This is a genomic window from Oceanobacillus senegalensis (assembly GCF_900176885.1).
GTDB classification, from domain to species: Bacteria; Bacillota; Bacilli; order Bacillales; family Amphibacillaceae; genus Oceanobacillus; species Oceanobacillus senegalensis.
The window spans coordinates 4,134,889-4,155,625 of sequence record NZ_LT839648.1 but is presented as its reverse complement, the minus strand read 5'-3'; the positions used below and the strand labels follow the sequence as shown (position 1 = coordinate 4,155,625).

Genomic DNA, 20,737 nt, shown 5'->3' with positions numbered 1-20,737 from the left:
GTTTCCTTAGTTTAATACCAATTCTTTTTCTTCTTCCATTACCATTTCATCATCGTTTATTTGGTAATCTTTCATGTTGACTTTCTCTTCCACTTTTAATGCTTCTAATTCTTCAATTAATGGCTCACCAGACCCATGAATATTACCAATCCCATAAATCGTATGATCATGTAAATAATCTTCCAAATTTTCCATTATTTCACGTGTTTCTATCCCCTCTAAATTGTAAAGATTCTCTACATTTATATTTCCTTCTTGGTAGCTATCTATTATAGGCTTTGTAGTTTGACCGATAAGAAAAAGTGCCTCCATGTCCAAATGAGGTAACACATCGGTTGCAAATGATTCGGTTCGATCGACCCTATCACTACGACAATTCATGATGACAACTAACTTGTCAGGATAGTAACCAAGCATGCGAACTCTATTGTATATATTCAACGTTGATGCAGAGTCATTTGCAGCAAATCCATTTACAAAATAGGAAGGAGTCATAGGGTTACCAATTGGAATGATTTTCAATGCGCCAACATCAGGATTAGCTTTCAACATTCCCCTTAAAGCAACTTCTTCCTCAATGTTTAACGCTTCTGCAACAGCTAATGCAATGGCTACATTGATCGGAAATACCATATATTCAAATTTTAATAAGTATTCTTCACTAACTCTGCTTTCATCGGCAACGATTACTCTTGTATTTCTTTGTTTTGCAATTTCCTTGTAATAATTTTCATACTCATTTTTTTCGATAATTAACGTCCCATTATAAGGGATAGTATGTGTAAATGATTCTGCAACATTATCTAAAGTTGGACCTAAAACATCCATGTGGTCTTCTAAAACATTGATGATCACACCGATATTAGCTTGTAAAAGGTCTTTTTGAAAAACTCGTTGATAATCGGGATTAACTGCCATACACTCACTTACTAGTACTTCTGCCCCGACATCTGACGCTTTTTTAACGATATTTTTTTGCTCTTTTATGTTTGCACCTTCGCGTCTTCTGATAATTGGTTCTTCTTCTTCACGATTCCAATAAAACATTCTTGCGCTTGTCCCAGTAGTTTTTCCTACCGCTTTATAACCATCTTCCATAATTGCCCATGTTATCAATCTAGTAATTGTTGACTTACCTCTTATCCCATTAACATTAATGCGAATCGGTATCGAATCTACTTTTCTTTGGTGCTTCCTTTTTTCTACCATACCTAGAACAAACAACATACAACTCAATAAAGTAACCAGATACACCTTTTAAAACCTCCTTAAAATCAGCATATTAACATTTGGCACGATAGACTTTCACAACTCTGTCAATCGATTAATATCGACGTCTACCAAACATCAATCAACATATTACTACACATTATTGCTTAATTCCATAGATAAACTGAATAATTACAATATTGTTACAACATATTTAGAGTATGTTAAACTAATTTACAAAATATTAAACTTTTTTACGGTTATATTACTTATATTTCACAAGGATATTAAGTTTGAATTACGTTATATTTCATTCATTTTACAGAATGAAATATCCTGAGTTTTAGCAATAAGGTTGTTTGTTATTAAAATAATTAAAAAGGAGGTAATAAAATAGTGTAAATCTCATTCGGATGTCTCATATATCCATCAAAGCAACTACTATTCATTTGAGATGAAAACTGGTAAAACATCGGAATAAAATAATAAAAGCAGAGGAATTTCCCCTGTTTTAAGATCAGCATAAAGTAAATCTTCAATCAATAGGCGTTTCTTTCACCCCTCACCTAAAGGATTCGTTATTCTTGCATGTTTCATGTGGAGGTAATACTGCTCATTAATCTGCAATACCTTAGCCATGAATGTACGGGATAGTTTAGGTCAATTTCTTCACAACCTGAAAGGAGAATCACCTCTTACTTACTAGGAGGTAATGATGAAAGGGCTTCTTTATACATGGGAGTTTCGGGAAGTAATACTAACCTATTTACTAGCACCAACTAGGTTGCTGCGCCAGGAGTTCTTAGCGTTCTTGGTGTACATCACTATGTAATTGGGGTGTTCTGGGTATTGTAAAGGACTAACGAAAAAAACGAAACGAGGGAGAAAGAAACTGCGAAAGGCTTTCATACATTCGCCATCCCATTCTGAAATAGCTGTTTATGAAATTCTAAGAAAATAAGAGCATATTGGAGATATTTTAATGATACAGAGAGGAATGTATGCGAATGACGAAAAGGAGGAAAAGAACATCAAACGTGTCTTCAGGCTACTTTTGTACATGTAAACGGTCTATTTCCTTCCTATGAAACATTTGGTATACGTACATCCATGTGTGTTTCACCAACAAATTCTCTATCCGGAAACCATTTCATGCCGAATTAGGGAGGATGGAAAATTATACTTATATCATAGGTTAGGTGACGTTTCTAAAAATGGACAACTCAATACTATAGTAGGGAAAGGGATTTCTTCTTCATCCCTATTTACTAATGAAATGGAGGGAATAAAATGCCTATCGTTAGACCTTTTTTAGCTTCTAGAAAATTTGTTTCTACCATAGGAGCCGGTACAGGGACAGGGGAAACATTTGCAATTGATGCAACATCTTTTACGGATGACACAGGTGCTGCTGCTACTGCATTTCCATTGCCAAGCTATTACATTTTATATATAAATGGAATGGTGCAAACTGCTGATGTATCAACCATCTCGACCACTGCTATAACGATCCCAGATGGCGAAACACTTGATGGTGCAACACCAGTTATTGTTGAAATTGTAGTTAACTAGTCATTCAACCCTTACCTTTAAAGGGAATATGGAAAATTATACTTGTATCTTAGGGTATGTGAGGTTTCTAAGAATGGACAACTCAATACTATAATAGGGAAAGGGATTTCTTCCTAATCCCTAGTTACTAATGAAATGGAGGGGATAGGATGCCAATCGTTAGACCATTTTTGGGCTCTAGAAAATTTGTTTCTACTATAGGAGCTGGTACAGGGACAGGAGAGGCATTCGAAATTGACGCAACTTCTTTTACGGATGACACAGGTGCCGCTGCTACTGCATTTCCATTGCCAAGCTATTACATTTTATATATAAATGGAATGGTGCAAACTACTGATGTCTCAACCATCTCGACCACTGCTATAACTATCCCAGATGGCGATACACTTGATGGTGCAACACCAGTTATCGTTGAAATTGTAGTCAACTAATCATTCAACCATTAACTTTTATGATAATTGAAGTGTAATAAATTGAAGAATAATGGGGCTCCCTCTTTCTGGTACATCTCCAGAGGTAAAGATGAGCCTCCCTTTTTTCACCTCATATTGATTCTGCGGCTGTAATATTCCGTTAATGAAAAGATTCATATAGGAAACAGACGCAGGATCTAAAATACCTCTATCTCCGTATTCCTGTAATTCATCCTCATTCGTATAAATGGATTTTATACCATCTGAAATGGCATAGTATTGATAGTTATCGGCCTGGATAATGCCATTATTCCTCTGACACTTACATTGCATATTAATTTTTATATTAAACGTATCTGTCGAATTCAACCAATCATAAACCTTAGGGACAGAAACGATATGTTTATTATGACGATGGGGATTATTATAAGAGGCCATTGGTTACCCTTCTTTCTCCTATTCGTTATTATTACTTATGAAAACGATGATAAAAAGTTGTATGACTGTGGCCTACTTTGGTAAAATTCTTTCCGGAAAGCGCAAATAATTTTTAGATGTCAGAAAATATAATGGAAACTTTGGTAATTAGAGCGAACACAGATTTGGAAATAAACCTGCGAGATTTACAAGTCCTATCACATTTCCTTGTTTCGTTTAGAATGGCAGCATCATAAACGTGTTAGACCAAAACACATGATGAGGGTATATTACATCAATACACATATAATCATCCGTTGATTCAGAAGGTCCACTATCACTTATAGAGCAATTCCCCCCCATTGTTCAACACATGTTATGAATACAAACTTTCGATAAGAAGATAAATACCTGTAAAACTCAAAAGAATATATGTAAATACCTTGAAAATCTGTTGATTAAGCCATTTGAAAATAATTTGACCTATAAACAACCCTAAAAATACGATGGGAATTGCATAAAGACTTGATTCCCATATTAATTTATTTGTACCAGTAAAAATGATTTGGGTAATAAGACTAATAAAATAGATAAACAGATAAAAGGCTAACGTAGTTGCTCTTAACTTCCCTTTTTCCGTATCCGTTCCTGTAAAATAAAGCAATAATGGAGGACCTGGCATACCAATGCTTGTTGTTAAAAGACCGGATAACCCTCCAACGATGAAGTCTCTGATGCGAGTTGGCTTTACTCTAAAATTCAATATCAACAGCAATGTTAATACTAAAAGGAGTATACTAACCCCTATTTTAAAAGCGGTTATATTCATGGTGATAAAAATGATTATACCAAAGGGTACTCCGACGATACTCCCGATAACAAACCTCTTTATAATTGAAAAGTCAATGTCTTTTCTTATTTTCCATATCAATGAAATGGAAATAAGGAAAGATAAAATGATATTTATTTGTATGGCTTCTTGCGGTTGAAATAACAGTAGCAAAAAAGGTGTCGCCATGATGGAAAACCCAAAACCTGTACTTGTTTGTAAAACAGAAGCCACTAATATAATACAAAAAAAAGATAATACAGTACCCAACGTTACCCTCCTAATGAAAAGAAAAGACCATTACTATAATGATTCCATTAACTAAATTTATACTTGTAGGAAATGGGTTATCGATAAAATAAGAGAAACTGGGACAAACCGCTCCGGAAATATACTTTGCGCACCTTAGCTCGGCTAATGAGCCTTCACTTATTGAAGCATTACATCCGTTACAAAGAAGGGGAATAATTAATTTTTCATTATGACCCTTTTATCATCTAAATTATTCTGTATCATATTTTTAAATACATCAACGTCTTTATTGGTTCGAAAAAATCTCTTAGGTAACAGAATGGCTTTATTTTTGGAAACATACAAACGAAACATCTCTTTATGTTCATATGCTTGAACGATATCTCCCCATTCAAAATATGTGTTTGACCTTCCTCTTTTCTGGTGGATTCCCTGATTACTAATCACATAGGAAACATCGCGTTTGATTTGTGTATCGCTTTGATATTCCTTCCGAACTCTTGATTTTAGCAAGAGTATAAGTACCAAGGTTAACGGAACTGCTATTACAGAAGAAATGAGTAACGAAACAACTATTATACTAATCCAAGCCAAGAATATGGAATATCCAAAAACAAAAGATAAAAAAATACCGATTTCATTAAAGAAATATACAATTAATGCGCTTAATACCATTACCTCCAATAAAAAATGACCAATCAGAAATTTTCTTGTATGATAGGCGTTATGCTTTTTAAAATCCTCATATGTTATGTTTCCTGTTAGCATCATCTCCGCATTTTCATTTTCCATTTACTCCCCCCCTCTCAATCATAGTTTTATTCTTAACAAAAAGTATCCATACTAACAACTGTACGAATCCGAAAACAAAAAAGCGACTGCCTTGTCCGCAATCGCACTAGTTTGTTCAAAATTATGCTCTTTGTAAGCTAGCTTCAAATAAATCTATTATTTCTAAAAATCTCTCCGCTTCTCTAAAGGTATGGTCAGCCAAAAGCGGATGGATATTACTTTTGATACGACATTCTTCTATTAACTCTCGTGCTGTTTTCTTAAAATCCCTTAATGACGCAACGGATACTCTATTTTGGTCTAAAAATTGACTAAGTATGGGTCTCGTTTCAGATTGTGGCCGCATTGAGTCCAAATCGACAGCTTGAAATACCAATTGATCAAAATCGTGACTAAATTCTCTAGCCTGGTCTACTAACTTTCTTTCTGAAGGGTCTAAAAGATGGCCAATAAACTTAGCATGATCGGCCATAATCTTAAGAAAGAAAACATTCTCTTGAATAATAGCGTCTTTTCTTGGGGCTAGTACTCCTTCATTTAGTTCTTTTAATCGGTTTGCAAAGTAAGCTGCTTCCCTACTAATGTGGTCAACCAATAAAGGGTAATTATTTGAAATAATTTCACACCGTAACGTTAAACCTAACACTTTCCTCTTATAGTTCCATATGGCAACTGCTGCTTGATATACCTCACTATTAAAAGCTCGAATTTGACTCAAATCAGAGTTTACCGAGAACCTACTCAATTTCTCCTCTATTCTTTCAAAAACATCAATAAACTGCTGTGCTTCTTCAATTAATTTTTTCTGATCATGTGTAAATCCCAAACTTAAAAATAAGGAATGTTCTTTCATAATTCTAGACCAAAATCTAATTTCGTCTAATGACCTTACAACAATCGGATTAGCCATTTCTTCCCTCCCTATTACTCCTTCCTTCCCTTTTCATATTATGAAATAGCTGGTTGTCCTAATTCCAACCTTTTTTATAATTCCTCATCCGCGCCATATCTCAGACATTTCTAACCCATCATTAGGTAGGTCTTTCCTATTTTTTATAATTGGTCTGCTATACATAAAGTTGTTTTCCATAGGTTAGAACCAAACAAATGACAAGGTGAACGGGCCAGAATTGGTGCAAAAGCTAATAACACGTATAGCGTATAGGAAAAAGAAGGTAAGCATGGAGGGAATTTCCAAATGGTTCATCATGCATAGGTACAAACCGGCTTCCTAAAGGGGTTGATACAGAAGTTTTTTAAAAGATAAATCATTACCACTTCAAATCCTTTCCTATCTTTCCATATGGTAATGAATTGAAACGTTACCTAACAAGCATTCTCCAAGACTTGTTCCACTCTATTAACATCACGAATCTTAATCAATCATTAAATACGAAAATCAATAAACTGATTGCAAATAAAATATATGCGATTTGTATGATGATGTACATGGTACGTTCAAAGATTGAAAGTTTATTTTTAGTCTTTTCCAAATGCCGTAAATAGAAAGCAGAACTAAAAACAAGTATTACAATAGAAATAGTACGTATAACCTCTGCAAAAATTATCAATCTTATCTACTCCTCCCCCTGCCTATTCAAGTAAAGCACTATTTTATTTAAGTATATCTTTTCACATTTTTTTACTAAAGATTGAATAAACCTACTAATAGAATGACAAGCATAATGGCAAGATATATGTAGCTTTTCTTTATATAAAAAGTGATTATAAATATAACAGAAATTATAACCCAAAAGATATTATCTGCTATTGTTGGTAACGGGTCAAAGGCAAATTGTTCAATTGTAATTTTTATCAATAATATTATTACTAATGCCATTAATATCGAGTCAGATGTTTTATTTCCCTTTTTGTGATTTTTATTAGACTCCACCAAACTCCCCCTTTTTCGATGAAACAAACCTATACTATAAAAAAATGGTACTATCCATTATTCAGGATATGCACCAGTTTATACAATAACTATCAATGATTATGTTTAAGGTTCCTGAAATCCGAATATAGCGACGAAAGAAAGAACTCCAAAGCAAATAATCATCAATGAATTTAGTGAAACTAGAATTTTTCGTGTCGTTCCTTTTACACTAAAAAAAGCACTTATGACACCCAAAGCATTTAGAAGGATAGGTGTAAACAAACTTATTCCAAATAAATAATTAAAAGGCCAGATAAAACCGTAAAGAATTTCTTCATATACTCAGTCCCCTTATTTCGTGACTTTACTCCATTAACCTGCACCTATTGCTTCGTACCTATTATTTCAAAACAAGTAATCCGGTTCAATGATTATTTAAAAGTTTAGACAGCTATCTCATTCTAGATAGGTGCCCGTTTACGAATGATTGATGAACACAAAAAGGTCTTCAAGGATATTTAACTTTTTTGCTAACTGCCTTAATCCTACATCTTGACGGACTCCTTTAATCATTAATAGTTTGCTTTATCGTATGGCTATTTTCGTTTTTATATCTATTGGATCTCATGTACATAACTATGAGATGTAAAATAACCCCTACTAACATTAATCCACTCAGAACGAGAAAGCCCAAACCAGGAGAATAACTATCGATTAAAACGCCTAACCCTGGAGAAATCATTGCTTGTAACATGAGTGCTATCGCCGTCCAAACGGACATTGCTCTCCCCATGTATGACTTAGGTACGGTCTCCATGATTGTGGTGTTCATTAATATTCGTAATGATGAATTACATAAACCAAACATAAGACTTCCTAAAAACAGAAATAGGATGTATGTATTTAGTGACAATGCAAACAAGAAACTGATGGATACAAGAAATAAAATAGTGACACTTCTGTTCCTTGAAAATTTCTTAGCAAAAGGTTCTGCAAGCATACCAGATAAAAACCCCCCGATTCCATAAAACATATCGGATACCCCAAAATCAATCGAACTACCATTTACACTGTCATTGACATATTCAGGAAGTACAACATTATACATCATGGTAGCAACCAACGGAATGATAGCAACCATACCAATAAAAAAAACATTCATCCTCGTTAATAAATACTTCATCCCACTCGTGAAACTAGCAAGATAGGTCTCATCATTATTATCTTTCATAACCGATTGATGTTTAACTCGAGATAGTAACAAACCACTAAAAATAAATGCTATAGAATTGGAGATTAGAATAAATTCAAACCCTGCAACTTGATAGAAAGCACCTGAAAGTCCACCTGCAGTAAACATACCAACTTGCAAACATATTTCAACTAAGGAATTCCCAGTAATCATTTCCTTTTCAGATAAAATTTCTTGTAGAAGGCTCCTTGATGTCGACATATAGGTCGTCCAACCCATTCCATTCACCATCGAAAAAAGATAAAGATATCCAATTTTAAATTCGTCAAAGATAAATAAACCTGCAACCCCCAATATGAGTAGGGCCTGAATGAAATAGGTCCAAATGATAATTGTTTTTCGATTTAACCGATCTGTTAATGTCCCAATAAGTGGCGAAATCATAAAACCTGCAATAACATTTAATGCAAGCATACCCCCAACTGCTGTCGTAGAATTCGTTTGATCCATTAAATACCAATTTGCACCAACTGTACTCATTCCTACTCCAAACGCATAAATGATTTCAGAAAGGAAAAAAAAGCGGAAATTCCTAATTCTTAACATGTTAAAAATCATTCTGTTCACCCCCTAACTGTATGTTAGCTGTGTATTTTTAACGTTTTTCGCATTTGACTGGCAATCGCTAATGCTCGGTCATCTTGAAGAATCTCATTCGGTTTATTTCCAGTACCAAGAACATAACCACCAAAGGTTATTCCAATAAATTCAAAGATATATTGAAATTGTTGAATCAAAGGAATTCCCTTCAAAAATGGTTCGTCACCTCCAACGGCAACGACATACGCAGTTTTAGAAGACATTCCATCCTTAAAATCGGGATATCTATGATCCTTCAAGGTCTGTGACCAACGATCAATAAATAGCTTCATGGTTCCAGACATACTAAACCAATAGATAGGTGTTGAAAATATCAAAATATCATATGGAAGGATAAGGTCAATGATGGAGTTATAATCGTCGTTAACATCCTGAAAACCTCCTAAAACATGTCGCTGATCTGCAATCGGTTTTACTTCAAATTCAGACAAATATATCCTCTCTACTGGCATGTCATGAATTACCTTTTCTGTTAAAATTTCTGTATTCCCGTTTGCTCGGGTTCCTCCATAAATAACGCCAATCGTCATGATTACAAGTCTCCTTTGTTATGATTTGATGTTTGGTTTCACTCATCTTATAATGGTTTCATTCATTAATAAAGATGATTATTTCGATTTCATCAATCAAAAAATCCGATTAAGGTAGGTTAATAGTTTGGATATAAAACAATTAATGACTTTTAAAACCGCGGCAGAAAATTTAAACTTCACACAAACAGCTAAGATTCTTGATTATGCTCAATCTAGCGTAACGGCACAGATTAAATCTCTTGAAATGGAGCTTGAGACGCAGTTATTTGAGCGATTAGGGAAGAAATTATATTTAACAGAAGCTGGTAAGGCGTTTAAGAAATATGCAGACAGAATGGTTTCCCTTTCAGAAGAGGCAAAAATAGTTACTAGCGGAATGACGGAGCCTTCAGGTACCCTTGTCATTGGTGCCCAAGAAAGTCAATGTACGTATCGTCTTCCTCCTATTCTAAAAGAATTTAAAAATCAGTTTCCAAATGTAAAACTAGTTTTCAAACCCGCCCATTCTGATGAGATAGCGAAAGAAGAGTTACTGCATGGTAATCTAGATTTAGCTTTTATAATGGATGTACCTAAACCAACCGATTCATTAATAACGGAAAAACTTATTCAGGATGAAATGAGACTGGTAGCTTCTCCTTCCCACCATTTAGCAAAAAAATCTAACATAACTATAAAAGACTTGGAGCGTGAGACCCTTCTACTTACCGAAAAAGGGTGCTCGTATCGTTCCATTTTAGTGAATACTTTCAGAGAGGCTACTATTTCTCCAACGAATAAATTTGAGTTTGTTAGTATAGAAGCCATTAAACAATGTGTAATGGCTGAACTTGGAATAGCCCTCCTGCCAGCCATGGTAGTAGATCGAGATATAAAGGATGGAAGAATGAGAGAACTTCATTGGAATCACTCTATTCCTCCTTTTTTCACGCAAATTGCTTGGCATAAAGATAAACTAATGACCATTCCTTTGCAGTCTTTTATTGCGTTAACTCGAAGAACGTTTAATGAATCAGAGGAAATCACAAAAGGATGACACCAATGTTCTGGTATGCTCCCCATTAGGTAGACTGATTAAAAAGTGAAAGAATGGTTTGAACTCCTAATCCTTGCCATCTAAAGTTAAATTGTGAATATGGTATGAAGGCAACAAACGGGTAAGTTGTAGTGTTAGGTGATTTATAGTTTGATAAATGGAATCCTTGTATTCTTAGAGACAGTAAATAGAGGGATGTTAATGCCCGTTTCTTGTCCATATTAATATGGGTAGCTGTAATTTTACACAGTAAAAACCCCTGGCATGCAAAAGTATATTTGAAAGAGTTATAAAAAAAAGCTAACAAAAGATAATTTCCTCTATCTTTTGTTAGCTTGATATCTACATACCCCAATTATTTCTATCCCACTGTTTCGGAAACACCAATTCGATAGCTTTTCCCTGGATGATGGTCAGGTAATTGATCTTGCCCGGTAAGGTTTGCGCGCATGGTATTGCCCTCGTATTCTTTTTGGACTAATCCTCGTTCCTGTAGGACTGGGACTACTTGATCAACAAATTCTTCAAACGTACCTGGTGTTACGGCGTATGTGATATTAAATCCATCGACTCCAGCTTCATTTACCCATTGTTCCATTGTGTCTGCAATTCTTTCAGGGGTTCCAACAGCTACCGGACCAATTCCGCCAACACCTATAAATTTGGCAATTTCATCTACAGTCCATTGTTTGTTTGGGTCTATTTTTGTAAATGTTTCAATAGCTGATTGGATAGCGTCATTTCGAATGTACCGTAACTTTTCATCTGGATCATATCCGGAAAAGTCGATACCAGTCCAACCGCCAAATAAAGCAAGTGCTCCATCATAGCTACCATGTTTTTGATAATCCAAATACTTTTCTTCTGCCTCTGTTTGTGTTTTTCCAACGATTGGCGTAAATAGGCAAAAGATTTTAATTTCATTCGGGTCTCTACCTATTTTCACTGCTTCGTTACGGATGTTATCCACATAATGTTTAGCAACCGTTATGGTTGGTACACTGATGAATACACATTCCGCATGTTTTGCGGCAAAAGCACGACCACGAGAAGAGGCGCCCGCCTGATAAATAACAGGTGTTCGCTGTGGGGAAGGCTCACTTAGATGTGCTCCTGGAACGTGATAATATTTGCCATGATGTCCAATGTCATGGACTTTGGCTGGATCGGTATACAGTTTCCTCTCCTCATCTCGTACGACAGCATCATTTTCCCAGCTTCCTTCCCATAGCTTATAACAAACCTCCATGTATTCTTCTGCCATTTCATAGCGTTTATCATGACTTACTTCTTTGTCTAAGCCTAAATTAATTGCAGCACTATTCAAAAAGGAAGTGACAACATTCCAACCCACACGTCCTTTAGTCAAATGATCAAGGGTAGACATGCGTCGTGCAAAACTGTATGGATGTTCATAACTTGTTGATGCCGTTACCCCAAAACCAAGATGCTTGGTCACATTTGCCATGAGTGGGATAACATAGGTAGGATCATTTATTGGAACTTGTGCGCCTTGGGTCACAGCCGCATCTCGAGAATTTTGATATACATCATAGGTCCCCAAGACATCTGCAAGAAAAACACCATCAAAGCGACCGCGCTCCAAGACCTGTGCGAGTTCTGTCCAGTAATCCATATCTTTATAACGGTGCGATTGATCGTCCGGATGTGTCCAAAGCCCAGGTGATTGATGTCCTGCACTGTTGATTTCAAATGCATTTAAATAAATTCGTTGCTTTGTCATGTAAACTCCCCCAATATTGTTTTAACTTTAAAATACTTTTGTTATCATTCGTTATTGTGCAATGACTGTTTTCTCCGTAGCGTCTTCTTTCTTTTTAGAATCTGTTTGAATAAACGGGGTTAGGGCAAAACTTGCTGCATAGACAATTCCAAATGCCCAAGCAACCCCTTGAATTCCATATGCAGAACCTACAACTCCAACGATGGCTGGGCCAACAAAGGAACTCAGTCCCGCACCTAAATTTAAAATAGACATGGCTGCGCCTTTATTGGCTGGAGCCAAAGCTGGCATGATGGCAGATAAAGGCGTGAAACCGGCTATGGCTGCTCCAAATAAAATCGCGATACATACTGCTACAAAGAAGTTATTTCCAAATGCTAGTGGAACATAATAAAATAGGACCGATGTAATAGCAGAACCAATACAGCCAAACCACCTAATAACAAACATCCAACCAATCTTATCCCCAATCATGCCCCATATCACGTTAAACAGCATGTTGCTAAGGGAACAAATCGTCCAAATGAGAAGCCATTCGGTTGTGTCGAAATGCAATGTACTTGTAAAGAATACGGGCAAAATAACAACATATCCAAACCATGCGGAAGTATTAATGGTTCGCAAAATACCACCAATGGCAACTTTAGGGTTCTCCCATAGGATGGTGATTCCCTTGGTAAGATTAGATAGATTGGTCTTTTCCTTTTTTTCAGCAATTAGGTTACCATTTCTATCTTTGTCATTGACAACGAGAATACCTAGCAATCCACCTAAAATGATCCAAATTAGTGAACTCCAAAGTGTTCCGACATATCCTAAAATAGGTAGCATGACGCTTGGATAAAAAGAACCTAGAAATCCGATACCCCCGGTAAACATAAAGAAGAAGCACCCCATTGCCGTTGCGAGCCTCTTCTCTTCCGTAATGTAAGCAACCCAAACAATGAAAGAAAAAGCAAATAGTGGGTAACCAAATCCTCGGATACCATACATAAGAAGTATCATGAAATAATTTTCCTGTGCGATTCCCAGTGATAAAAAACCAATTTCAAAAATGACCCAAACGACTAAACCAAGCAACATTCCCCGCCTCGGCCCCCATACCTCGGCAAGTACCCCGGCTAACCAGGAACCTATTGCAAGGGTGATACCATAGATACTAAATACAAGCGCGGATTCATCTAGCGTAAAACCTAAATCCACAATGTATTTAGAAAGAAAAGCCTGTTCCACACCATCCCCAGCCATAAAAATGAGGATAGCAACAAATCCAAGGATGAGACGAACTGGAAATCCAAATAATACAGAATCCAAATGTAATTTTCCTGTTTTCATCCGATACCTCCTTTCGTAAATCGGCTTTGGCAATGATTTGTTATGTACATCTTGGATGGTAAAAGTCTTAGAAAGGTACTTACTGGTAATAAAAATCCTTCATACTATTTTCTTTCTATAAAAAAACCCCCCTTTCCAGTATCATCCCTGAGAAAGGTGGGGTTTGTGCGTTTGTTCAACTCTTATCTCTCAAGAATAATACTTGCTGGATTTAGCACCTTTCTGACATTTGCCAGAGGTTGCTGAAGCTTCAACGGGCCAGATCCCTTCACTTCTCTTAATAAGAATATTTAATTGTATAATAGTTTAGTTCCAAATAGTTAGGTTGTCAATAGTTTTTCTTATAATACCGATTACTTTAATCAGAAATACGGTTGAAATCCTTTTGATCTTTCTATCGGTTCCTTTATATTATAGGAACACACCGGTTACATTAATAGAAATTATAGTCAACATCCTTTTATCCATCCAAATTATTAACTAAGAGATACTCTTTGTTATTATCCCCAATAAATTGTAATCCTTTAATGTAAGGCTCAAAGTTTGTCATTTCCTCCTTTGTAAGCCCCCTTGAATCAAAGATAATTTCTCCGTTCATTTCAATTGTATCTTGATTATAAGTTATACCTTGTTTTTTTGTCTCTATAACTCTATCTTTTACATTCATGGATGGAATAACATGAACAGAATCAACAATACGAACATCGTCTGCATTTTCAATTGTTATTTCAAACGTCAATTTTTGTTTGTCAAAATTTGACGATTCAGATTCAACAGCCCCGATTGAAATGACACTATCTGTTATTCTTTGTCCATTTTTTTCTTCGTCTGTATGTGAACACCCAGTTAACAAAATAAATACGGTTAATAAAATAACTATACTTTTTTTCATATGTTACCCACCTTAATCTATTCTTAAATTATACTGCTCACAATAACCACATTATTTTCCTATAAAATAAACGGTTAAAATTAACCCATTCATTACAAAGGCTGATAAAGGAACGATGGCAACACATGCGGAGATAACTAATTCCCTTTTGATTCTATTTGAATTAGCTTTAACCATACTGCATAACGAGGATAGAATGAAAAGGAATATAGTGAGAATACTAACTAACCATATGCTTCGATTCATTTCACCAGTTACCCTTGCAATATCTTCCACGAAAAATACTGCGACTAGCCCTACAATCACCAATAGAAATGAAGAAATAATCCATTTCGTGAATTTATCCATTTTACACATCTCCTAATCTAGATATCCATGAAACTTCACTTTAGATTTACATTTCTAATTTTTTATACCAGTCCAATGCTTTTTCTTCTATTTCTTGAACAAGACGTTCTTTACCATTTATGTAGGATGCGATATCATATGGAAATTGTTGTGCCAACCTTTCTTTTAAGTCACCATAGCTCTTCTTTACATCTGGATGTCTATGCAAGTAATCTCGAAAAGCCAAATGTCGTTCTATATCATAACTTCCAACCTGATAAATATGAACGTGATGGGAGCGATTGTCTCCACCTTTTTGAAAGTATCTTCGTCCAGGTATTCCATTCTCACCTTGAGGTTCATATCCAATGGCCTGCATCTCTTGATTGTATTGATCTACGAGGTCAATGTCTTTTACGACAGGCATCATGTCTATGATTGGTTTAGCTTTTAGCCCCGGAACGGATGTACTGCCAATATGATGAATATCTATGATTTCGTTTCCAAATAGGAGTTTAAGTTTTTCACGTTCTTCGACAAACAACAAAGGCCATTTTTCATTATAAGAACGCACTTCAACCTTTCTCAAAGTACCATCCCCTTTTTTATACTAGTTTGCTATAATTACCCTTGTTGTGGAACGCCACTTGAAGAGGAATCAAACATATTTATACATAAGAATGTCATCAGCATATTCATGTTCACTTAACTTAATTTCATTGTATTTTCGTCCTTCTTCTATAAATCCCATCCTTTTGTATAGAGATATTGCTCTTTTATTTGTTGAGAAAACGCCCAAACTAACCTTTTCGATGAAGGGGTTCTTTTCTGCCCAATTTAATAATTCCATTATAAGCATTTTACCGATTCCTTTCCCCCTAACATCTTTATGTATCATCATTTCAAATGAACCAGTATGTGATAACCTTTTTCGATTGGGTGATTCGAATACTAACCATCCAATCACTTCGTCGTCTTTCTCAGCTATCATAATGGTTTCTCTTTTATTCTCTAAAACATTCCGCATCCACTTTTTTTGTTGTTCTAATGTCCTATCAAACTCATCTGGAACTGAAATCAAGAATTTATTTTCCATTATAACGTATCTTTGAATATCTAAAATGGCTTGGGCATCATCTAACTGACCTGTTCGTATATGAATGTTGACGTCATTATCAGCTACCGACAAATCTATCTCTCCTATCATTTATGGGATGATACTATTTTATATCTTACTAGATTATTCTATAAATTATTTGTCATCCCTTTTGCTTCAACTATAATCAACGATGGTAGGATTTTAACAAGCATGATGGTAAGAAGTTCATGAATCGGCGCACCTGGAATGCCTGGCACCATTTTTTTATAGTAATACTCAAACAAAGGTGCCCTCATGAAAACATAGATATTTTTCGTGTTTTAGCAATAGCATCCCCGATATCAGGAGTGAAAATGGAGTAGCATTTAATGAATATATATACGTTGGGTCAAGCACGTCCAAAAACGTACTTGACCGAAAACCAATTCATCTCCACCTTACCGTTGGGTTATCCCTTCACACACTTGAAGATGGAGACTTCATGGCTAAAAATGTTAAGAAAGAACAGAACCTAACTAAACATCCTTACCGTTCTTCCAATTTGTTCCGCTGTTCGCTCTAGGTTTTTTCTTGCTATTTCTGTATTCATTGCTTGTTCCAATGTCATTGGGCCAGGGACAATCGTGAAGAATGCGTTCATTCCACTCTGGGGTAATGCACTGGATATATCCCCTGCTAAGGTAATGACCGGTATATTGTGGCTTTTAGCAATAGCTGCTATACCTGCCGGTGCTTTACCCATGGAAGTTTGGTGATCGAGTTTCCCTTCGCCAGTTATAACAAAGTCTACTTCTCTTAACGTTTCTTCCAATCCGATTGTCTGTAGGATTAATGTTACACCTGGAACAAGTTTACCTTTTAAAAAACTGGAAAATGCTGCACCAAGTCCACCAGCAGCACCAGCTCCTTCAATCATTTGTAATGGACAATCGAATTGTTGGGAAACAACGGATGCAAAGTGACGAAGCCCATCGTCTAACTGGATCATTTCGTTTTCATTTGCTCCCTTTTGCGGCCCGAATATATAAGCAGCGCCATTTTCTCCATATAGTGGATTGGTTACATCACATGCCACTTGAAAATGACATTCTCTCACCTGGTCTGGAACATTAGAATCATCTATATGGTGAATAGTAGTAAGTGCGGCTCCACCATGTTCATTTACTAAACCACCATCGTCATTAAAAAACTGATAGCCTAATGCTTGCAACATACCAAGTCCTGCATCGGTTGTAGCGCTTCCACCAAGCCCAACAATAAATTGGTTACAGCCATTTTCAATCGCATCAAGAATGAGTTCTCCTACGCCATACGAAGTGGCACCTAAAGGATTTTTTTCCGAATTTACTAATAAGGGTAAACCACAGGCTTCAGCAATCTCGATTACTGCGACATGCTCATTCCCTAAGATTCCATAGCGTGCTTTAACTGGGTCTCCCAATGGTCCGGTCACCATTTTATTAAAGTACTGTCCGTTTGTTGCTTCCACTAATGCTTCTACCGTGCCTTCCCCACCATCTGCTATTGGGATGGTTCGTACAGAAAATGAGCCGGCATTTTGTAGTCCTTGTTTAATAGCCAAATTTGCTTCCTTGGATGAGATACTCCCTTTTAGAGAATCCATTGCCACTAAAACATTCATGCTTTCACTTCTCCTATATAAGAAATTTAATATTAAGTTATTACTAGCTTTTATATAAATGGTATAATCGGTTTGAGGTGACAGGTATGTTATTTGAAGAACGCGTCCAAAAATATGAATATAAATTAAACGATACAGATGATCAAATTATTGAATACCTGATGGAACATAAACAAGATGTGATTCATTTAACTATTCAGCAAATTGCCAGTGAACTGTTTACCGTCCCAAATACGATAATGAGACTTTCTAAAAAACTAGGATATGATGGCTTTTCTCATTTAAAAAACAGTTTAAAAGGTGAATTAGAAGAAAAGCATCATAAGGTTGATAACACTGCTTACCATCATATACAAAAAACATTTGAACTATTGGATCATAAAATGATTCAGACCTCCTTTAAGTTGCTGAAAGATTCCAAACATGTATTATTTTTTGCAGTAGGAGATAGCTCTGATTTATGCAAAAGGATGGTTCGTCATTTACGAGTATCAGGTAAACTATCAGAATTTTCCCCCCACAGACATGAAGTACTTCATCGAATTAATGAAATGGGAAAGCAAGACGTGTTGTTTCTTATTAGTTTAACCGGTGAAACAGAGTTAGTTCTAGAAATTGCTCGTATTGCTAAAGAACGTGGCGTAACAATTATTTCCCTAACACATTTTAATCGTAATACCCTTCAAGGATTAGCTGATGTGAGATTGTATTGTTATTCTCCGTACAGAAGTGTAAATGGATATAACACCACGGATCATACACCTGCTATTATTGTCTTACAAGCATTATCTCAATATTTTTGGGATCATTATTAAATTTGTATAAAAATACACACTCCAATGCAATAAAAATATAAATCTAGTTGAAAAATAAGAAGAATCCATCTTCTTATTTTTTTTTTTGATATTCTTAGGATAAGAAATGTAAACACTTACAAAAAGAAAGGTGATTAAAAATGAAACTTCGAGAGATTACTTCACCCAGTTTAATAAGTGTTGAAAACGAATTCAATTCCAAACAAGAAATAATTCGCTATTTAACAAAACAACTTAGTGAAGCGGGGAAACTACATTCCGAAGAAGAATTTTATCAAGCAGTATTAGATAGGGAAAAGCTTTCTCCTACAGGGTTTGAAGGTGGTTTAGCCATACCTCATGGTAAATCAACGGCAGTGAAAGAAGCTGCTTTTGCCGTATGTACTTTGAGAACGCCACTTTCTGATTGGGAAAGCGTGGATCCTAATAATAAAGTAGAGCTTGTATTTCTACTCGCTATACCTGAATCAGAAGCAGGAAATACACACTTGGAGGTACTTGCGGAATTAGTAACGAGACTATCTAATTCTTCTTATAAAGAAAGACTTTTACATGCAAAGGATAGCATGGACCTATATAACAGTTTAGATGGTGTAGAGGAAATTCAAGAGAGTAGAACGACTGTTGAAAAACAAGATAAAACCATTTTAGCTGTAACGGCTTGTCCTGCTGGAATAGCCCATACGTATATGGCTGCTGAAGCTTTAACGAAAGCTGGTGAAGAGCTCGGCATGAAGGTCTTTGTTGAAAAACAGGGAGCCAATGGTATAGAGGATCGACATACTAATGATAGATTACGTAAGGCTGATGCAGTAATATATGCAAACGATGTTGCCATCAAAGATGAGGAACGCTTTGCCCATTTACCAAAGGTGAAAACATCCGTTGCAGCACCTCTAAGAAATGCAAAAGATTTAGTGCAAGAGGCTGCTGAAAAATCAGAAACACAAGGAAAAACAGAATATACCCCTTCTAATAATGAGGAATCATCCAATGATGATCATACTAAAAAGACCTTTAAAACGGAAGTTAAAGACTCTATTTTAACCGGAATCTCCTATATGATTCCAATCATTATTGCAGGTGGAATGACATTAGCAGCTGCTGTGTTTATAGCTCAAGCATTTGATTTACAAGAAGTCTATGATACGGAGGGGTCATGGTTATGGATGTTAAGGCAACTTGGTGGTGGACTGTTAGGTACACTAATGGTTCCAGTATTAGCCGCTTACATGGCCTACTCCATCGCTGATAAACCAGCATTAGGACCTGGTTTTGCTGCTGGACTTGCTGCCAATCTGATTGGAAGTGGATTCCTCGGTGGTATGCTTGGTGGTCTATTAGCTGGTTACGTATTGAAATATTTGAAGAGTATCGTAAAACCAAAAGGTACATTCGCAGGATTTGTTAGCTTTTGGGTATACCCAGTAGTAGGAACCCTAATTGTTGGGATTATGATGTTATTTATCATTGGTGAACCACTTGCTTGGTTGAATCAATCATTAATTAGTTGGTTAGAGGGCTTACAAGGGGCAAACGCTTTAATCCTTGGTGCTATTATCGGTGCATTCGTTTCCTTTGACCTAGGCGGCCCAGTTAATAAAGCCGCATATGCTTTCTGTATTGCAGCAATGGCCAGTGGCAATTTCATTCCTTATGCAGCTTTTGCTTCTGTAAAAATGGTATCAGCATTCTCTGTAACTGGGGCAACAATCGTCGGAAAACAATATTTTACAAAACAAGAACAAGAAGTTGGGAAACAGACATGGTTACTAGGATTAGCAGGAATAACAGAAGGCGCTATTCCGTTTATGATTAATGACCCCATCCGCGTAATTCCATCATTAATTGCTGGTTCCGCTGTAACAGGCGCCATTGTTGCCTATTTTGGAGTTGGGTTAAGTGTACCAGGTGCGGGAATATTCTCCTTAGCGTTACTTGATGGACAACCAATAGTACTAGCAGCAGGGATTTGGTTAGGTGCTGCAATAATCGGGGCATTCATTTCTATGTTATTACTGATTGCAACAAGAAAACAAAAACTTAATAAACAAAACAAATTGGCATCATAGATAAAATCTGTAGATGTCAGGAATGGAGGA

General features: G+C 36.1%; 22 protein-coding genes and 1 riboswitch. Of the genes, 5 read left to right on the top strand and 17 right to left on the bottom strand.

Going from position 1 to position 20,737, the window contains the following annotated elements:
- Nucleotides 1-6: 6 nt before the first annotated feature.
- Nucleotides 7-1,254 (bottom strand): poly-gamma-glutamate synthase PgsB, encoded by a 1,248-nt coding sequence (pgsB, locus tag CAO17_RS20070; RefSeq protein ID WP_085994241.1) that lies wholly within the window; start codon nucleotides 1,252-1,254, stop codon nucleotides 7-9.
- 1,245 nt (nucleotides 1,255-2,499) lie between these two features.
- On the opposite strand from pgsB, the gene CAO17_RS20065 reads away from it, so the two are divergent.
- Nucleotides 2,500-2,781 (top strand): DUF4183 domain-containing protein, encoded by a 282-nt coding sequence (locus CAO17_RS20065; RefSeq protein ID WP_085994240.1) that lies wholly within the window; start codon nucleotides 2,500-2,502, stop codon nucleotides 2,779-2,781.
- 149 nt (nucleotides 2,782-2,930) lie between these two features.
- Nucleotides 2,931-3,212, top strand: a complete 282-nt coding sequence (locus CAO17_RS20060) for a DUF4183 domain-containing protein (RefSeq protein ID WP_085994239.1) — start codon at nucleotides 2,931-2,933, stop codon at nucleotides 3,210-3,212.
- 18 nt (nucleotides 3,213-3,230) lie between these two features.
- Here the strand turns inward: CAO17_RS20060 and CAO17_RS20055 are convergent, their stop codons facing one another.
- The 8 genes from CAO17_RS20055 to CAO17_RS20020 all read right to left on the bottom strand — a co-directional run bounded on the left by CAO17_RS20055 (nucleotide 3,231) and on the right by CAO17_RS20020 (nucleotide 9,742).
- A complete protein-coding gene (locus tag CAO17_RS20055) occupies nucleotides 3,231-3,632 on the bottom strand; it encodes a DUF4183 domain-containing protein (protein WP_085994238.1) in 402 nt (133 codons plus the stop codon).
- Between the two features lie 355 nt (nucleotides 3,633-3,987).
- Nucleotides 3,988-4,710, bottom strand: coding sequence for a sulfite exporter TauE/SafE family protein (locus tag CAO17_RS20050; RefSeq protein ID WP_085994237.1), 723 nt, complete (start codon nucleotides 4,708-4,710; stop codon nucleotides 3,988-3,990).
- A 198-nt stretch (nucleotides 4,711-4,908) separates the two neighbouring features.
- Nucleotides 4,909-5,484 (bottom strand): YcxB family protein, encoded by a 576-nt coding sequence (locus CAO17_RS20045; RefSeq protein ID WP_085994236.1) that lies wholly within the window; start codon nucleotides 5,482-5,484, stop codon nucleotides 4,909-4,911.
- A 121-nt stretch (nucleotides 5,485-5,605) separates the two neighbouring features.
- A complete protein-coding gene (locus CAO17_RS20040) occupies nucleotides 5,606-6,394 on the bottom strand; it encodes a DUF2935 domain-containing protein (protein ID WP_085994235.1) in 789 nt (262 codons plus the stop codon).
- A gap of 469 nt (nucleotides 6,395-6,863) precedes the next feature.
- Nucleotides 6,864-7,055: a hypothetical protein gene (locus CAO17_RS20035; RefSeq protein ID WP_085994234.1), complete on the bottom strand. Its 192-nt coding sequence runs from the start codon at nucleotides 7,053-7,055 to the stop codon at nucleotides 6,864-6,866.
- Nucleotides 7,056-7,129: 74 nt separating this feature from the next.
- Complete coding sequence (locus CAO17_RS20030) at nucleotides 7,130-7,381, bottom strand: hypothetical protein (RefSeq protein ID WP_143833791.1); 252 nt, start codon at nucleotides 7,379-7,381, stop codon at nucleotides 7,130-7,132.
- A gap of 544 nt (nucleotides 7,382-7,925) precedes the next feature.
- Entirely contained in the window at nucleotides 7,926-9,170 is a 1,245-nt protein-coding gene (locus CAO17_RS20025; protein ID WP_085994232.1) for an MFS transporter, read from the bottom strand.
- Nucleotides 9,171-9,193: 23 nt separating this feature from the next.
- Nucleotides 9,194-9,742 carry a flavodoxin family protein gene (locus CAO17_RS20020; RefSeq protein WP_085994231.1) on the bottom strand — a complete coding sequence of 183 codons (549 nt, stop codon included), beginning with the start codon at nucleotides 9,740-9,742 and terminating at the stop codon, nucleotides 9,194-9,196.
- A 127-nt stretch (nucleotides 9,743-9,869) separates the two neighbouring features.
- Here CAO17_RS20020 and CAO17_RS20015 point away from each other — a divergent pair, with 127 nt between their 5' ends.
- Nucleotides 9,870-10,781 carry a LysR family transcriptional regulator gene (locus CAO17_RS20015; protein ID WP_085994230.1) on the top strand — a complete coding sequence of 304 codons (912 nt, stop codon included), beginning with the start codon at nucleotides 9,870-9,872 and terminating at the stop codon, nucleotides 10,779-10,781.
- Nucleotides 10,782-11,142: 361 nt separating this feature from the next.
- Here CAO17_RS20015 and CAO17_RS20010 read toward each other — a convergent pair whose 3' ends face one another.
- The 8 genes from CAO17_RS20010 to CAO17_RS19980 form a co-directional block, all read right to left on the bottom strand.
- Nucleotides 11,143-12,525: an LLM class flavin-dependent oxidoreductase gene (locus CAO17_RS20010; RefSeq protein ID WP_085994229.1), complete on the bottom strand. Its 1,383-nt coding sequence runs from the start codon at nucleotides 12,523-12,525 to the stop codon at nucleotides 11,143-11,145.
- Nucleotides 12,526-12,576: 51 nt separating this feature from the next.
- Complete coding sequence (locus tag CAO17_RS20005; RefSeq protein WP_085994228.1) at nucleotides 12,577-13,860, bottom strand: MFS transporter; 1,284 nt, start codon at nucleotides 13,858-13,860, stop codon at nucleotides 12,577-12,579.
- Between the two features lie 179 nt (nucleotides 13,861-14,039).
- A riboswitch (SAM riboswitch) is annotated at nucleotides 14,040-14,147 on the bottom strand.
- 173 nt (nucleotides 14,148-14,320) lie between these two features.
- Entirely contained in the window at nucleotides 14,321-14,752 is a 432-nt protein-coding gene (locus CAO17_RS20000; RefSeq protein WP_085994227.1) for a hypothetical protein, read from the bottom strand.
- A gap of 51 nt (nucleotides 14,753-14,803) precedes the next feature.
- Entirely contained in the window at nucleotides 14,804-15,100 is a 297-nt protein-coding gene (locus CAO17_RS19995) for a hypothetical protein (protein ID WP_085994226.1), read from the bottom strand.
- Nucleotides 15,101-15,146: 46 nt separating this feature from the next.
- A complete protein-coding gene (locus CAO17_RS19990) occupies nucleotides 15,147-15,668 on the bottom strand; it encodes a GrpB family protein (protein ID WP_085994225.1) in 522 nt (173 codons plus the stop codon).
- Between the two features lie 69 nt (nucleotides 15,669-15,737).
- Nucleotides 15,738-16,268, bottom strand: coding sequence for a GNAT family N-acetyltransferase (locus tag CAO17_RS19985; RefSeq protein ID WP_245831883.1), 531 nt, complete (start codon nucleotides 16,266-16,268; stop codon nucleotides 15,738-15,740).
- A 56-nt stretch (nucleotides 16,269-16,324) separates the two neighbouring features.
- The gene (locus CAO17_RS21210; protein WP_179152003.1) at nucleotides 16,325-16,462 is read right to left on the bottom strand and encodes a hypothetical protein; all 138 of its coding nucleotides are present in this window, start codon (nucleotides 16,460-16,462) and stop codon (nucleotides 16,325-16,327) included.
- A gap of 227 nt (nucleotides 16,463-16,689) precedes the next feature.
- Nucleotides 16,690-17,820 (bottom strand): glycerate kinase family protein, encoded by a 1,131-nt coding sequence (locus CAO17_RS19980; RefSeq protein ID WP_085994223.1) that lies wholly within the window; start codon nucleotides 17,818-17,820, stop codon nucleotides 16,690-16,692.
- Between the two features lie 86 nt (nucleotides 17,821-17,906).
- Here CAO17_RS19980 and CAO17_RS19975 point away from each other — a divergent pair, with 86 nt between their 5' ends.
- Nucleotides 17,907-18,635 carry a MurR/RpiR family transcriptional regulator gene (locus tag CAO17_RS19975; RefSeq protein ID WP_085994222.1) on the top strand — a complete coding sequence of 243 codons (729 nt, stop codon included), beginning with the start codon at nucleotides 17,907-17,909 and terminating at the stop codon, nucleotides 18,633-18,635.
- Between the two features lie 140 nt (nucleotides 18,636-18,775).
- Nucleotides 18,776-20,707 carry a PTS 2-O-a-mannosyl-D-glycerate transporter subunit IIABC gene (gene mngA, locus CAO17_RS19970; protein WP_085994221.1) on the top strand — a complete coding sequence of 644 codons (1,932 nt, stop codon included), beginning with the start codon at nucleotides 18,776-18,778 and terminating at the stop codon, nucleotides 20,705-20,707.
- Nucleotides 20,708-20,737 lie beyond the last annotated feature (30 nt).